At 49.1% G+C, this 14,602-nt stretch carries 13 protein-coding genes; 6 read left to right on the top strand and 7 right to left on the bottom strand.

Translation table 11 applies throughout. The annotated features are described in order from the left end of the window. The first annotated feature begins 53 nt into the window (after nt 1-53). Entirely contained in the window at nt 54-731 is a 678-nt protein-coding gene (locus tag ABD980_RS00365; RefSeq protein ID WP_345368786.1) for a glutathione S-transferase, read from the top strand. A 62-nt stretch (nt 732-793) separates the two neighbouring features. On the opposite strand, the gene fabI is transcribed toward ABD980_RS00365, so the two are convergent. From fabI to gloB, 3 genes are read right to left on the bottom strand one after another with little or no spacing between them, the layout of a single operon-like run. Next, a complete protein-coding gene (gene fabI / locus ABD980_RS00360) occupies nt 794-1,579 on the bottom strand; it encodes an enoyl-ACP reductase FabI (RefSeq protein ID WP_260650091.1) in 786 nt (261 codons plus the stop codon). A 27-nt stretch (nt 1,580-1,606) separates the two neighbouring features. Continuing rightward, nucleotides 1,607-2,992 (bottom strand): transglycosylase SLT domain-containing protein, encoded by a 1,386-nt coding sequence (locus tag ABD980_RS00355; protein WP_345368784.1) that lies wholly within the window; start codon nt 2,990-2,992, stop codon nt 1,607-1,609. Between the two features lie 4 nt (nt 2,993-2,996). After that, on the bottom strand, nt 2,997-3,806 hold the full coding sequence (gene gloB, locus ABD980_RS00350) for a hydroxyacylglutathione hydrolase (protein ID WP_300646520.1): 810 nt from the start codon (nt 3,804-3,806) through the stop codon (nt 2,997-2,999). Between the two features lie 16 nt (nt 3,807-3,822). Here gloB and ABD980_RS00345 point away from each other — a divergent pair, with 16 nt between their 5' ends. From ABD980_RS00345 to dnaQ, 5 genes are read left to right on the top strand one after another with little or no spacing between them, the layout of a single operon-like run. Then, the gene (locus tag ABD980_RS00345) at nt 3,823-4,590 is read left to right on the top strand and encodes a class I SAM-dependent methyltransferase (RefSeq protein ID WP_377536183.1); all 768 of its coding nucleotides are present in this window, start codon (nt 3,823-3,825) and stop codon (nt 4,588-4,590) included. After that, nucleotides 4,591-5,037, top strand: coding sequence for a ribonuclease HI (gene rnhA / locus ABD980_RS00340; protein ID WP_300646519.1), 447 nt, complete (start codon nt 4,591-4,593; stop codon nt 5,035-5,037). A gap of 2 nt (nt 5,038-5,039) precedes the next feature. Further along, nucleotides 5,040-6,131 (top strand): efflux RND transporter periplasmic adaptor subunit, encoded by a 1,092-nt coding sequence (locus ABD980_RS00335; protein ID WP_345368781.1) that lies wholly within the window; start codon nt 5,040-5,042, stop codon nt 6,129-6,131. Nucleotides 6,132-6,142: 11 nt separating this feature from the next. Next, entirely contained in the window at nt 6,143-9,181 is a 3,039-nt protein-coding gene (locus ABD980_RS00330) for an efflux RND transporter permease subunit (protein ID WP_345368780.1), read from the top strand. Nucleotides 9,182-9,196: 15 nt separating this feature from the next. Then, the gene (dnaQ, locus tag ABD980_RS00325; RefSeq protein ID WP_300646516.1) at nt 9,197-9,910 is read left to right on the top strand and encodes a DNA polymerase III subunit epsilon; all 714 of its coding nucleotides are present in this window, start codon (nt 9,197-9,199) and stop codon (nt 9,908-9,910) included. Here dnaQ and kynA read toward each other — a convergent pair. From kynA to ABD980_RS00305, 4 genes are all read right to left on the bottom strand, one after another. Continuing rightward, nucleotides 9,907-10,755: a tryptophan 2,3-dioxygenase gene (gene kynA / locus ABD980_RS00320; RefSeq protein WP_345369127.1), complete on the bottom strand. Its 849-nt coding sequence runs from the start codon at nt 10,753-10,755 to the stop codon at nt 9,907-9,909. The two genes, dnaQ and kynA, sit on opposite strands and share 4 nt — an antisense overlap. Nucleotides 10,756-10,764: 9 nt before the next feature. Further along, nucleotides 10,765-11,394, bottom strand: coding sequence for an arylformamidase (kynB, locus tag ABD980_RS00315; protein WP_260650098.1), 630 nt, complete (start codon nt 11,392-11,394; stop codon nt 10,765-10,767). Between the two features lie 122 nt (nt 11,395-11,516). Continuing rightward, nucleotides 11,517-12,767 carry a kynureninase gene (kynU, locus tag ABD980_RS00310; protein ID WP_345368777.1) on the bottom strand — a complete coding sequence of 417 codons (1,251 nt, stop codon included), beginning with the start codon at nt 12,765-12,767 and terminating at the stop codon, nt 11,517-11,519. Between the two features lie 86 nt (nt 12,768-12,853). After that, nucleotides 12,854-14,440: a Na/Pi cotransporter family protein gene (locus ABD980_RS00305; RefSeq protein WP_300646511.1), complete on the bottom strand. Its 1,587-nt coding sequence runs from the start codon at nt 14,438-14,440 to the stop codon at nt 12,854-12,856. Between the last annotated feature and the right edge of the window lie 162 nt (nt 14,441-14,602).

The following is a 14,602-nucleotide window of genomic DNA, read 5'->3' as shown; positions in this document are numbered from 1 at the left end:
TAATTTTTAGGCGCTTTCAGCGCCTTTTTTGGTCTTAGGGTAAACTTATCCTTATGACTTCTTTCGCTATTCTTTATTCGTTTAGACGTTGTCCTTATGCCATGCGCGCCCGCTTAGCTTTAGCCGCGTCAGGCATGCAGGTGCAGTTACGTGAAATTGTTTTACGTAATAAGCCTGCAGAAATGCTGGCGATTTCTCCTAAAGGTACCGTGCCAGTTTTGCAGTGTACGGATGGAACCGTCATTGATGAAAGCCTGGATATTATGTGGTGGGCATTGCGTCAGTCCGATCCCGAGCAGCTGCTGCCTGCACCTGAACAACAAGCCGAGCTCAACGACTTGATCGCGACGAATGACGGGGCATTTAAATGGGCTTTAGATCGTTATAAATATCCCCCACGCTATGTTTCCGAGCATGGCACGCTTTCGCCAGAGCAGTTTGCACAGTTTCACCGTGATCAAGCGGCTGAGCTATTAACAAGTCTGGATACACGCTTGCAGTCACATCCTTATCTGCTTGGTGCGCGGCTTTCGATGGCCGATTTAGCTATTGCCCCTTTTGTTCGACAGTATGCGCATACGGATTTAGATTGGTTCGCGGCACAGCCTTGGCCCGCTTTATGGGACTGGCTACAGCGCTTTTTAGCCTCAGAGCGCTTTGCGCGTATTATGCATAAATACGCGCCATGGCAGCCTCAGGATACCCCTATTCTTTTTCCTCCAGTAGAATAAAAAACACCCTGATGATGCATCAGGGTGTGAGTCTAAATCGTACGCTAAGTTCGGTCGTGGACTTATTCCATCATGCCAGGGACGATGCAGTTAAAGCCTGCATCCACATGGGTGATCTCCCCCGTGACGCCAGCAGCCAAGTCAGATAGCATAAAGGCGGCGACGTTGCCCACGTCTTCGATGGTGACATTACGACGTAAGGGGGCATTTTGTTCAACAAATTTTAAAATTTGCCCAAAGTCTTTGATGCCGCTAGCGGCAAGGGTTTTGATAGGACCAGCCGAAATAGCATTCGCGCGTATTCCTTTCGGACCGAGTGATGCGGCTAAATAGCGAACGGAAGCCTCCAGAGCTGCTTTGGCAACGCCCATGGTATTGTAATTGGGGACGACTTTTTCTGCACCTAAATAGGTGAGTGTAAGCACTGAGCTAGAGCGCCCTTCAAGCAAAGGAAGGGCCTCTTTGACTAAGGCAGGGAAGCTATACGCTGAAATATCGTGCGCGGTAGCAAAAGCGTCACGCGATAATCCATCTAAAAAATCACCAGCAATGGCTTCACGAGGCGCAAAGCCAATGGCGTGAACCAGCCCATCAAGCCCATCCCAGTGCGTTTTCAATGTGGTGATGGCATCCGTGATTTGCTGGTCTTCGGCGACATCCAAAGGGATAACGATGTTGGAGCCTAATTCAGCGGCATAGCCTTCGACGCGATCTTTGAAACGCTCACCAACATAGGTCAAAGCGATTTCAGCGCCTTGTTCTTTACAGGCACGGGCAATACCGTAGGCAATGGAGCGATTAGAAATGACGCCGGTAATTAAAATGCGTTTACCGCTAAGAAAAGCCATGTTATGTATTCCTTTTCAATATAGTATTTAACCACGTGTAGGCCCGGGCAAGCGTAAGCGTAGTCCTGGCGCAAGCTGGGTGGATTTTAAGTTATTTAACTGCTGCAGTGTGTTGACTGTCGTATTGTAGCGGCGGGCAATGCTATAGAGTGTGTCGCCTTTTCTGACGGTATGGCTACGTGTGGCAGCCGTGTTGGCTTGAGCTGTAGCCTTAGCTTGTGTTCTGGGACTGGTTGTCGCCTGGCTGGGTAGAGCCGGGGTGTTTTGTAAAGAGGCCAGCTGTACACCAAGCGGGTCAGCGTGTAAATCTGCAGTTGTTGCCGGTACCAGTAGGGTTTGGGCTGCGACGGCTTTGGTTTGGCGGCTACTGATACCGTTTACGCTGCGTAGTTGACTCAGGGCGATACCGTGGCGCTTAGCGATATCAGCGTAAGACTCCCCGGGTTTGGGACGATAAATGTCCCAGTGGCTCAGGCGACCTTGATAGCGTTGGATATTGGTCTGAAAAATATCCGCTTTATCTTTAGGAAGGATAAGGGTAGCACTATGCGCAGGGATGGTGCCGCGGTTATAGGCGGGGTTTAAAAACTTAAAATCATCGAGTGACATTTCCGCTAGTTCAGCGGCGACCTCAATATCAATGTGGTCATTGCGTTTGACCGTAATAAAATACGGTTCATTTTGTACAATGGGTAGCTGAATACCGTATTTTTCAGGGTGAGTGATGATGTTTTTGATGGCTTGGAGTTTAGGCACATAGTTGCGCGTTTCTTCTGGCATGGTCAGGGATAAATAATCAATCCCTAGGCCGGCTTTTTCATTTTTTTCAATAGCACGACGCACTGAGCCTTGGCCCCAGTTATACGAAGCCAAGGCCAGATACCAATCCCCTTGAAATTCGTATAAATACTCGAGGTAATCGAGTGCCGCTTGCGTTGAAGCGATGGGGTCGCGGCGTTGATCTAGCCACCAGTCCTGTTGCAGGTTGAAGTCTTTAGCCGTGCTGGGGATAAATTGCCACAAACCGGATGCATGAGCTTTGGAGTAGGCGGTGGGGTTATAAGCGCTTTCGACAAAAGGCAGTAGAGCTAGTTCTGTAGGCATGCCACGGCGCTCAAGCTCATCCACAATATGATAGAGGTATTTACTGGCGCGCTCACTCATTACTGATACTGAGCGGGCATTGCGAGCATAGTAGTCAGTCCAGTAGTCGACCAAAGGGGTACGCAGATTGGGGATAGCATAACCGCGGCGGATGCGATCCCACATGTCTTTAGGTGGGTGGGTCAGATCTATTGTGCGCGAGGTATCTGCTGCTATTTGAGGGCCGCTATGCATACTTTGTTTTTGCTGTGTGGCGCAACCAGCTAAAACCACTATGAGGCCAATTAAAAAAAGTCGTAAGGATTTCATGGTCTTAGGCGTTGTTTTTCCATTCTCGTAGTTGGGCTAATACCTCGGAGGGACTGTGAGCCGGCTGTCCAGCATACGCGGCTGCGCTCAATTGTACCGCTGGAACTCCCGTACGTAAAAAGGGATTGATTTGTAACTCAAGGCCAATGGTAGAGGGTAGGGTGGGCTGTTGTGCTTGGCGTAGCTCTGAAGCCTGCTCGTAATAGGTCTGGAGCGCGGTGTTGTCAGGTTCGACCTCAAGTGCCCACATGAGATTGGACAAGGTATATTCGTGTGCACAGCAAACAAAGGTGTTTGTAGGTAGAGCGGCCAGCTTCTGTAAAGAAGCATACATTTGTGCAGGGGTACCTTCAAATAAGCGCCCACAGCCACCCGAAAACAAGGTGTCACCACAAAAGAGCACGGGTTGCTCGCTTGTTAAATGCGTGACATAGGCCACGTGCCCTAAGGTGTGCCCCGGTACAGCCAGAACATCTAACGTTATGCCAAGCGGCTGAAGAGTAATCTGATCCCCTTGATCCACCGCTACTTGCCGCTGGGGAATCGCTTCGTGCGCGGGCCCATACACCGTAGCATCTTGGGAATGGGATAGGAGCGCTTGGATGCCCCCAACATGGTCGTGGTGATGGTGAGTGATTAAAATGGCGTCAAGTTGAAGGGATTGCTGCTCAAGAAACTGGATAACAGGGTGCGCATCGCCAGGATCAATGACCACTGCATGTTTTTCATTGTGAATCAACCAAATATAGTTATCATTGAAGGCTGGGATCGGTTCTAACTGCAGGGCAGGCGTAGGAGCTAAGTGGTTTTTCATAATAGGAGGCACCTGAGTGACAGAGCACGAGAACATGGAGTTGGTGTTAAAACAATGGCTATATACGGAAATAGGGCAATTTGCTCGCCAGTGGGAGCAGGCTCAGATTGAGGAACTACTGCAGAATGTATTTGGTTATCATGCCATTCAAATAGGATTGCCTCAATGGCCTTTGATGCAACAAAATCGCATATCTCATAAATGGTATACCCATACGGATAACATCAGTGATACGGCTGGGCTTGCTGTAGTCTGTCAACCCGAGCAGTTGCCGTTTGCCACGGAAAGTATAGATCTATTAGTTTTACCTCATACACTAGAAACTTCAAGTGATCCGCATCAAGTATTGCGCGAGGTCGAGCGGGTATTGGTTCCCGAAGGGCAAGTGGTGATTACAGGCTTTAATCCATGGAGCTTATGGGGGGCCCGTGATCGTGTGCCTGGTCTAGAGTGTTTGTTACCGGTGCCGCCTAGTCATCAGCTCTCGCCATGGCGCGTAGAAGACTGGTTATCCTTACTGTCTTTTGATGTGACACAGGAGCGGCAAGGGTGTTATCGTCCGCTCTGTGAGCAGAGCAAGTGGATGCAACGCTGGCAGTTCTTAGAAAAGTGGGGTGCGCGGTGGTGGCCTTTATTTGGAGCCGTGTATGTACTTAAAGCAACAAAGCGCGTCAGTAGCGTGACTATGGTTGGCTTGGACTGGGCCAAGCAAAAAAAAGCCCGTGTACGCTCTGCTGCAGTGGCTCAGCGTCATGCCACGCGCACTTATTCAGATGATACATAAATGAAAGAAGTATTGATATGGACGGATGGGGCATGCAAAGGCAACCCCGGTGCAGGTGGTTGGGGGGCGCTATTAAAATATGGGCGCCACACCAAAGAAATTTATGGTGGTGAGCCAGAAACCACGAATAATCGTATGGAAATTATGGCTGTGATTCAGGCACTACAGCTGTTAAAAGAGCCGTGTCTTGTTCACATTTATACGGACTCGCAATACGTGCAAAAAGCCATGACAGAATGGTTGCCGGGCTGGAAGGCCAAGGGTTGGCGTAATGCGTCTAAAAAACCCGTAAAAAACGCCGATTTATGGCAACAGCTGGATGCACTTTGTCAACAACACCAATTACAATGGCATTGGGTTCGTGGGCATGCCGGTGATCATGGCAATGAGCGTGCCGATGCTTTAGCCAATTTGGGCGTAGAGCAATTACAGCAACAGGTGCAATAAGCATGAAAAAATGGGTGTGGTGGCTGATTTTCGCATTGGTACTTGGGTTAGCAATGGTATTTTGGGGTGCAAAAGAACTGGTATCAGTCATTAACCCAGAACCAGAGCCCCCTTTAACCTCTTCTGTTGCCGCTGCGCCTGCCGCCGTACAGGTGGATGTGGTGCGTGTTCGTCAGCAAACCTTAGCGCAGGAGGTGGCCGCTGTTGGTTCTTTGCTAGCACAAAATGCGGTGACGCTACGCGCAGAAAGTAGTGGGCGCATTGCCGCCATTTTGTTCGAGGAGGGCACACGTGCTCAAGCCGGGCAGGTTTTGGTGCAGCTGGATACAGATGTGTTACAAGCCGAGTTACAGCAAGCACAGGCCGCGTTGCAGCTAGCTGCAAGTCGAGCACATCGAGCACAACAATTGCACCAGCAGGGTTTTATTAGCTCTCAAGCTCAGGATGAGTCTAACAGCGAGCGCGCTGTAGCTGCCGCTCAGGTCAAAATTATTCAAACCCGCATTGAAAAAAGCCAAATCAAAGCTCCTTTCTCCGGCATGCTTGGCTTGCGTTATGTGTCGGTGGGGGATTATGTAGCAAATGGCACCGAGATTGTAGATATAGCCTCCATTGACCAGTTGCAGGTGGATTTTAGGATTCCTGAACAGTACTTAGGGCAGATTCAGGTGGGCACGCCGATACGCTTGCGTTTGGATGCATTGGCTCAGAGTGAATTTATCGGACAAGTGAATGCCATTAGTCCTATGATTGATGAACAGGGGCGTTCTGTTGTGCTGCGTGCTCATGTGCCGAACCCCGATGGGCGCTTACGGCCTGGGCAGTTTGCCCGTATTGTGGTGGAGCTGGATGAAATGGAAGCGCTTGTCGTGCCAGAGACCGCTATTGTGCCTTCGGGGCAGGCGCACTATGTGTATCGCGTTACAGATCAAGACCAAGCGCAGCGAGTCGAGGTTCAGATTGGTATTCGTCGAGATGGTTGGGTGCAGGTCAGCGGCTTGCAGCCCGATGATGTGGTGTTAGTCACGGGCTTGCAAAAGGTACAAGATGGCACGCCATTGCGTTATCAGCGCGCTGAGCTTGCGCAACCCTAAGGAACCCTCCGATGAAAATCGCGAACTTTTGCATACAGCGCCCCATTTTTGCGACGGTTTTGTCGTTGATGATTGTGCTGGTAGGCTTGATTTCCTACGAGCGCTTAAGTGTACGTGAGTACCCTGCTATTGATGAGCCGGTGGTATCGGTGATCACCAACTATAAAGGGGCATCACCAGAGGTGATTGAGTCTCAGGTCACCAAGCCCTTAGAGGACCAGCTCTCTGGGATCGAGGGCGTGGATGTCATGACCTCGCGTAGTCGTTCTGAACGTAGTTTAATCAATATTAAATTTAACTTAAGTCGTAGCCCAGATGCTGCGGCAGCAGATGTACGGGATAAGGTCTCGCGCGCACGGCGCTTTTTGCCTGACGAGGTTGATGAGCCTATTATCAATAAGGTCGAAGCAGACTCCACCCCAATTATTTATATTGGGGTAGAAATGGGGGATTACAGTGCGATTCAGGCCTCGGATTACATCAATCGTTATATTAAAACGCGGTTGTCCGTATTGCCGGGCGCTGCCGAGGTGCGAGTATTTGGGGAGCGTCTGCCTGCCATGCGCATCAATGTGGATCGAGCGCGGATGGCGGGGCTTCAGCTAACCGTGCAAGACATAGAAAACGCGTTGCGCCAACAGAACGTATTGATTCCTGCTGGGCGAATCGAGTCGCATTTACGCGAGTTCTCTGTGGTGTCCTCCACCGATTTGCAGACCGTAGAGGAGTTTAAAAACATCATCGTAGCCCATCGCAATGGCTATCCAGTGCGCTTAGGGGAAATAGCCCAAGTAAAGATTGATGCGGCCGAAGAGCGAGTCTTGGCGCGTTTTAATGGGCAAGATAGCTTAACGATTGGGGTAACGAAACAATCTACCGCAAACCCTCTTAGCTTATCGCAGGCAGTGCGAGCCGAAGTCGAGCAAATTAATATGAATTTGCCAGGCAATATGCGGCTGCATGTGGCTTATGACAGTTCGGTATTTATTCAAAAGTCCATAGATTCGGTGTACACCACCATCATTGAAGCCACTTTATTAGTGATGCTGGTGATCTTATTTTTCTTACGTAACCTGCGTGCCAGTCTCATTCCTATTGTAACGATACCTGTTTCGCTCATTGGTGCTCTGGGTATTATGTATGCCTTTGGTTTTTCGATTAATACCTTGACCTTATTGGCTATGGTATTAGCCATCGGTCTTGTGGTTGATGATGCCATTGTGGTTTTAGAAAACGTATACCGCCATATTGAAAATGGTATGGATCGGGTACAAGCCTCTTTTTTAGGGATCAAAGAAATTGGTGGTGCGGTTATTGCTATGACCTTAACGTTGGTGACGGTCTTTGCACCATTGGCTTTTGCCACAGGCAGAACGGGGCGCTTGTTTATTGAGTTTGCCTTGACGTTGGCGGGGGCGGTGTTGGTATCTGGTTTTGTTGCGCTGACTCTCACTCCGATGATGTGCGCAGTATTGTTACGGCCGCAGCAGCGACCCGGTAAATGGTACTCGCGTATTGAGCATGGTTTGAATGCATTGACACGTTTTTATAGAAAAACCTTGCTGCGGGCATTGCGATATCGCGCTGTGGTGCTTTGGCTGGGGGTGGGGGTGGCGCTGGGCAGTGGGGTGTTATTTAGTCTGATCAAAAGCGAGCTTGCTCCTATCGAAGATCGCGGCGTTATATTTGGCATGGTCAATGCACCCGAAGGCGCCACATTAGCTTATACCCTAGAGAGCGTGAAGCAGGTGGAGCAGTTTTATGCGCAGCTACCAGAAACCTCGGGGTATCAAGCGGTGATTGGTTTTCCGACGGTCACGGACTCGTTTGCGATCTTACGCTTAAAGCCTTGGGAAGAACGGCATCGTAGTCAGCAAGAAATTGCGCGAGCACTACAGCCAAAGTTCTCTGCTTTGCCAGGGGTGCGTGCTTTTCCCACGAATCCGCCTTCTTTTGGCCAGCGCGCCACGTCAAAACCGGTTGAGTTTGTGATCATGAGTCAGGTGCCTTATCCTGAATTGGCTCAAATCGTAGCGCGTTTTATTGCCGCCCTAGAGGACTATCCTGGCTTACAAAATATTGATACGGATTTACGTTTAAATACGCCAGAATTACGGGTGGAGCTAGATCGTGATAAGTTAGCCGATGCGGGCGTGGACGTGGCAACAGTAGGGCGTACGCTTGAGTCGCTGTTAGGCGGGCGCCAAGTTACGCGGTTTGAGGACGATGGTGAGCAGTATGATGTGATTGTGCAGGTGGATAAATCGCATCGAGCTAATCCGGCGGATATTTTAGATATTTATGTGCGTAATCAAGCGGGGGAAATGCTTCCGCTTGGCGGTTTTTTAACGATCCATGAAAGCGTCTCGCCTCAGTCATTAAACCACTTTAATCGATTACGTGCCGTGATTGTGCAAGCCTCAGTGGCGCCGGGTTATGCCTTAGGAGAAGTTTTAACCCATATGCAAAATGTAGCGGCAACCACATTGCCTGAGACTGCACAAACTGATTTAGATGGACAGTCGCGTGAATTTAGGGATGCCTCGGGAAGCATGTACTTTGTATTTGCTATGGCCTTGGTATTTATTTATTTGGTGCTTGCGGCCCAATTTGAAAGCTGGCGTAATCCTTTTATTATTATGCTCTCCGTTCCTCTATCGATGACCGGTGCGTTATTTGCATTATGGTTAAGCGGTGGTACTTTGTCTATTTATAGTCAAATTGGTTTGATTACCTTGGTGGGGCTAATTACTAAACATGGGATTTTGATTGTGGAGTTTGCTACCCAGCTACGGGCTGAGGGCGTGGGGCTTTATCAAGCCGTAGTGCGGGCTTGTGAAATGCGCTTGCGCCCGATTTTAATGACAACAGGAGCAATGGTGCTGGGCGTGCTGCCATTAGCCTATGCTACCGGTGCAGGCGCAGAAAGCCGACAGCAAATTGGCTGGGTTTTGGTGGGGGGGCTAACCTTTGGCACCGTGTTAACCTTGTTTGTGGTGCCGGCTGCCTATACGTTGATTGCGGCTAAAGCACCCAAGCGACGTGCTTAAACAGAGAAGTTAAAAATGCGACAAATTGTTCTAGATACAGAAACCACAGGTTTGGATCCTGATGATGGGCATCGATTAGTGGAAATTGCCGGGGTAGAGATAGCAAATCGTCAGCTAACAGGTAATCATTTACATTTATATGTGAACCCAGGACGCGACTCAGACCCCGAGGCGCTCGCAGTGCATGGTTTAACAACAGAGTTTCTAGCGCAGTACCCACCTGTTGAGCAGGTTATTGATGAGATTATTGCTTTTGTTAAAGGTGCAGAGGTGATTATTCATAACGCGCCTTTTGATACCAAGTTTTTGGATGCAGAGTTTACGCGCTTTGGTTATGCCCCTTTTAGTAGTTTTTGCGGAAAAATCACAGACTCATTAGTCTATGCGCGCGAGCTTCACCCAGGAAAGCGTAATAACCTAGATGCGCTTTGTGATCGCTACGGGATTTCTAATGAGCATCGAGTCTTACACGGGGCGTTACTGGACTCGGAGCTATTAGCCGACGTTTGGTTAGCGATGACACGTGGGCAAGAAAGCCTATTGATGAGCTTTGATCGCCACGATGATAACCAAAAAGACCAAAGCGGCTTAGCACGATTTGATGCCAGCCGTTTGCCTATTTTATATGCAACAGAACAAGACCAAGCTGCTCACCGAGCCTATCTGGATAAACTGGCCGAAAGCAATAAAGCTCCAGCCTTATGGGATAGCCTAGAGGGCAAAGCCTAAAGCTCAGTACGTAGGCGCCAAAGCTCAGGAAAAAGCACCACATCAAGCATTTTGCGTAAATAGTCTACGCCCGAGGTGCCGCCTGTACCACGCTTAAAGCCGATGACCCGCTCTACGGTAGTAAGATGCCTAAAACGCCATTGGCGAAAAGCATCTTCAATATCCGTAAGCTTTTCTCCAAGCTGATAGACATCCCAGTATTGCTCTGGATTTTGATAGGCGATCAGCCAAGCGGATTGAACATCGGCATTGGCCTGATAGGGTTGCGTCCAGTCGCGATCCAGATAAGCGGCAGGAACAGGTAGTCCTTGGCGTGCCATAAAGCGTAGCGCTTCGTCATACAGTGATGGGGCTTCATAAACATGTTGTACCGCTTGTAGAATATCGGCTCGGTGTGCATGTGGCTTAAGCATGGCGGCGTTTTTATTGCCTAGTAAAAACTCAATTTGACGATATTGATAGCTTTGAAAACCACTAGAGCGCGCCAGATAGGGACGTAAAGCACTGTATTCGGGTGGGGTCATGGTTGATAGCACAGTCCATGCGTGGACTAGCTGCTCCATAATCCGGCTTACACGCGCCAGCATTTTAAATACAGTATGTAATTGATCTTGTTGTAAATGCATTAAAGCGGCTCGCATTTCGTGCAGCATCAGCTTCATCCAGAGCTCACTGGTTTGATGCTGAATAATAAACAGCATTTCATTGTGGTCAGGGGATAAAGGGTGCTGCGCATTGAGAATGGCATCTAAATCTAGGTAGCTGCCATAGGTCATATCGTTAGAAAAATCTAATTGAGCGCCTTCGGCTTTTACAATCTCTTCTGGGTTTTGAGCATTGGTCATCATGTTTATTTATAAAGCACGTAATACGGCGCGAACGGGGCTGGCGTCCGCTTCCATGAGTTTAAGAGGCAAAGCAATGAGTTCATAGTCCCCTGCATCGACAGCGCACAAATCAAGATTTTCTAGTACACGCATATCATAAGACAAAATACGCTTGTGGCTATCTAAGCTTTTGCTGCTAGCCGGGTCGATGCTCGGAGTATCAATACCAATAAGACGAATGCCATGGGCATGGAGCAAGTCAATGGTTTCGGGCGCAAAGGCGGCAAACGAATCTTCCCAGACGTGGGGCACTTGGTCTTTATAGGTACGCACTAAAATCCGTGGGGGCGCATATAAAAGCGCATGTTCAATATGATGAGGTTGAATTAAGCCCGTACAACCAATGACATGCAACACACGACATGGCCCTAAAAAAGGGTGTAGATCCATCATGCCGGCACTGGCTGCTCCGGCTTTGTAATGCAGGGGGGCATCGGCATGCGCCCCCACATGCGGAGATAAGCGCAGCGTACTGACATTGACTGGACAGGTATCACTGAGCTGCCAAGTCCATGTTTGCTGATAGGGGGCATCACCGGGGAAAACGGGGCTTTGGCTATGGATAGGTGGTGAAATATCCCAGATTTTTCTATTCATGTTGCTGATCTCGCTGTAATCGAGGGTAATAAACCCCAATACAAAAGTCTGAGTACCATCAAAAAAGGGAGCCCGTTCGTAAGATCCATTTAAATGGGGGGCAGTGTATGTGCAGATTGTGATCAAGTCACGGCATTTTTTTCTAGGTTGGCATCGTATTTTTTGTGATCCAAGATATCGGCGAGGATGTGTACGGCTTTCCACACGTCCTGATAAGACGTGTATAAAGGGGTAAATCCAAAGCGCATAATATGGGGCTCACGGTAGTCGCCAATGACACCACGGGCAATCAGTGCTTGCATAACGGCATAGCCATGTGGATGGGCGATACTGATCTGACTGCCGCGGCGCTCGTGTTCTAAGGGGGTTTCTAATTGCAAAGGATGCGACCCGCAATATTGCTCAAGGAGCTGAATAAACAAATCACTAAGCGCCAGTGATTTAGCGCGAATTTTTTCCATGGTGGTTTGTTTGAAAACATCGAGACCGCAGGCGACTAAAGATAAGGAAATCATAGGCTGAGTACCGCAAAGCGCACCGCGTATATCGCCGGCAGCAGCAAAACTAGGTTGCATGGCAAAAGGAGAACGATGCGCCCACCAGCCGGTGAGCGGCTGTAAAAATTGCGCTTGATGCTTTTTGGGAACCCAGATAAACGCGGGAGCACCTGGGCCAGCATTCAGGTATTTGTACGTACAGCCTACCGCAAAATCCGCATGAGCGGCGTGAAGATCCACAGGAACCGCGCCAGCGGAATGACATAAATCCCAGATGATGAGGGCTTGATGTTGATGGGCGTGCGCGGTTAGCGCGGGCATATCAAGCATGTAGCCCGTGCGATAATTCACATGTGTTAGTAAGACGACGGCGACATCGGCATCAATGGCTTGGTAGAGTGCTTCCGGGCTATCGACGAGACGAATCTCATACGACTGGCCCAGAAAGTGGTTAATGCCCTCAAGGATATAAATATCGGTAGGAAAATTACTGCGCTCCGTGACAATCACCCGTTTGGCAGCAGTGGCAGGGTTTTGTTTTTGGATATGGAGGGCCGCCGCTACGGCTTTAAACAGGTTGACCGAGGTGGAGTCCGTAATGGCGACTTCGTCTTGAGCGGCACCGATCAGTGGAGCGAGCTCATTGCCTAGTGTAAGTGGGCGCTGAAACCATCCCGCTTTATTCCAGCTTTGGATTAGGTCTGTGCCCCACTCGTGCTCGATAATCTGTTGTGCGCGTTTTAATGCGGCTTTGGGTTGGGCACCTAACGAGTTACCGTCTAAATAAATAGTATTTTCTGGTAGGGAAAACTGCTCACGCAAAGGGGCGAGCTCGTCGCGGCGATCTAAATCAATACAGTGCGATAAAGTAATCATAATAGCCTTAGATAAAACGGAGGTTTTGTTGTGTATTATCTAAGGCTTTTTATAAATAGGCTATTGCGGTTTATGAGTAGTGATCCTTATTGATCGGGCTGAGCTTGGCGTGATTGGTCAAGGTAGTACCCAAGACGCCAAATATGGTGTCCGTTGCGTTCAAGCCAGCGATAACTATCGGTTTCAATTAAAATGTCGCGGTTTGAGGTTGTCTGTCCTGGCTGCTGTAATAGTGCTTTTCTGGTTTCTACAGAAAGCTCTTTTAAAGCTTTGGCTTCTATTTTAAGTTTTTTGACCCATTGGTCAGGGGTATTGTGTGTTAAGCCTGACTCAATTAGGCGTAATTGCTCTAAGCTGTGTTCGATAGCTTGTGCAAAAGCACGCTGATTCATTTCATGGCCATCTTCAATAAAATAGAGTTGACGGGATGCCAGACGTAATAGGTGGTCAATAGCGTGCAGCTGTGCCACCTGCATGGCATTTAAGCGTTGGTCGTCGCTATCAACGTGGATGCGCGTCACAAAATCAAAGACAGACTCTAAGGCTTGCATATGCTGTTGCAATGCCAAGCTTTTTGGGTGGGGCTGATTGGTGATGAGTAGGCGATGATACGTTAGCAGACGATGCGCTAAATCCTCAATGGTGCGTTGGGCGGCTTCTAGTGCAATATCCGGTACGCTTAGCAGGGTGCTATCCAAATGGGGGGTAAGATCATTGGCTTTTTCCGGCAAAAGTCGTTCAACAAGACGAGCAAATGCCTCGGTAAAGGGGAGAAATAAAGCAGAGCCAATTAAAATAAATAGGGTATGGAAGGCCGCTAAGCTAATCGCGCCCGGCTGGGTGCCTAGCCAGCGGGCAATTTGGGTTAATAGATATAAATAGCCCGGCAGCAATACCAGAGCAATAAGCCCCACCACCACATTAAAAAGAATATGCGCTAAGGCGGTTCGTTTAGCCGCCGTACTTGCGCCAATACTGACTAAGGCGCTGGTAACGGTAGTGCCAATGGCTGCGCCCACGATAACGGCTCCAGCCTGATCTAAGCTGATGGCTCCGGTATGGACCGCGGTAAGGGTGGTGGCAATCGCTGCTGTGGAGGATTGTAATAAGGTGGTTAGGGCAAAACCAATCAGCATAATAATAAGATGCGCACCTAGCCCCCCGACGGGGAGAGTCGCTAGATCAAAATGCCCAGTGAGTCCAGTCATCGCATCTTGCAGAGTGCGTAAGCCGAGAAATAAAATCCCAAAGCCAGCAATCGCCATACCAAAATCGGCTGCGCGCCCGCGAGCAAGCAGTTTAAGGAGAGCACCAATACCAATGAGCGGCATGGTATAGAAGCTAAGATTAATTTTTAACGCGACTCCTGACACGAGCCAACCTGCTGCGGTATTTCCAAGGCTGGCCCCCATCACTACGCCAATAGCATGACTAAAAGAAATCAGCCCAGCACTCACAAAGCCAATTAGTGTGACGGTAGTCGCCGTTGAGGACTGCATCATGGCTGTAAGAACGGCACCAGAACAAAATGCTTTGAGTGGTGTTCCCGTAAATCGCATCAATGCTTTACGTAAGGTCTGACCTGCAAATGCAACCAAGCCTTTAGAAAGCAGCATCATTCCGACTAAAAACAACCCCACTCCCCCGATAAAAGGGAAGATGACATCCACCATAAATAAAATTCCGTAAAGCAAATAAAGATAAGAGGATAACGCTAACTGTTGTATTGCTGTTGTTATTTTATTTCATTGCGTTATATATGTAATAATATAGCGGTGTGCGCCAGTAGCGAGTTATACCGTCTCGCTATAGGTGCCCCTGTTGATCAGGGGTTT

Source organism: Paenalcaligenes hermetiae (assembly GCF_039543645.1).
GTDB lineage: Bacteria > Pseudomonadota > Gammaproteobacteria > Burkholderiales > Burkholderiaceae_B > Paenalcaligenes > Paenalcaligenes hermetiae.
This window is presented reverse-complemented; position numbering and strand designations above follow the sequence as displayed.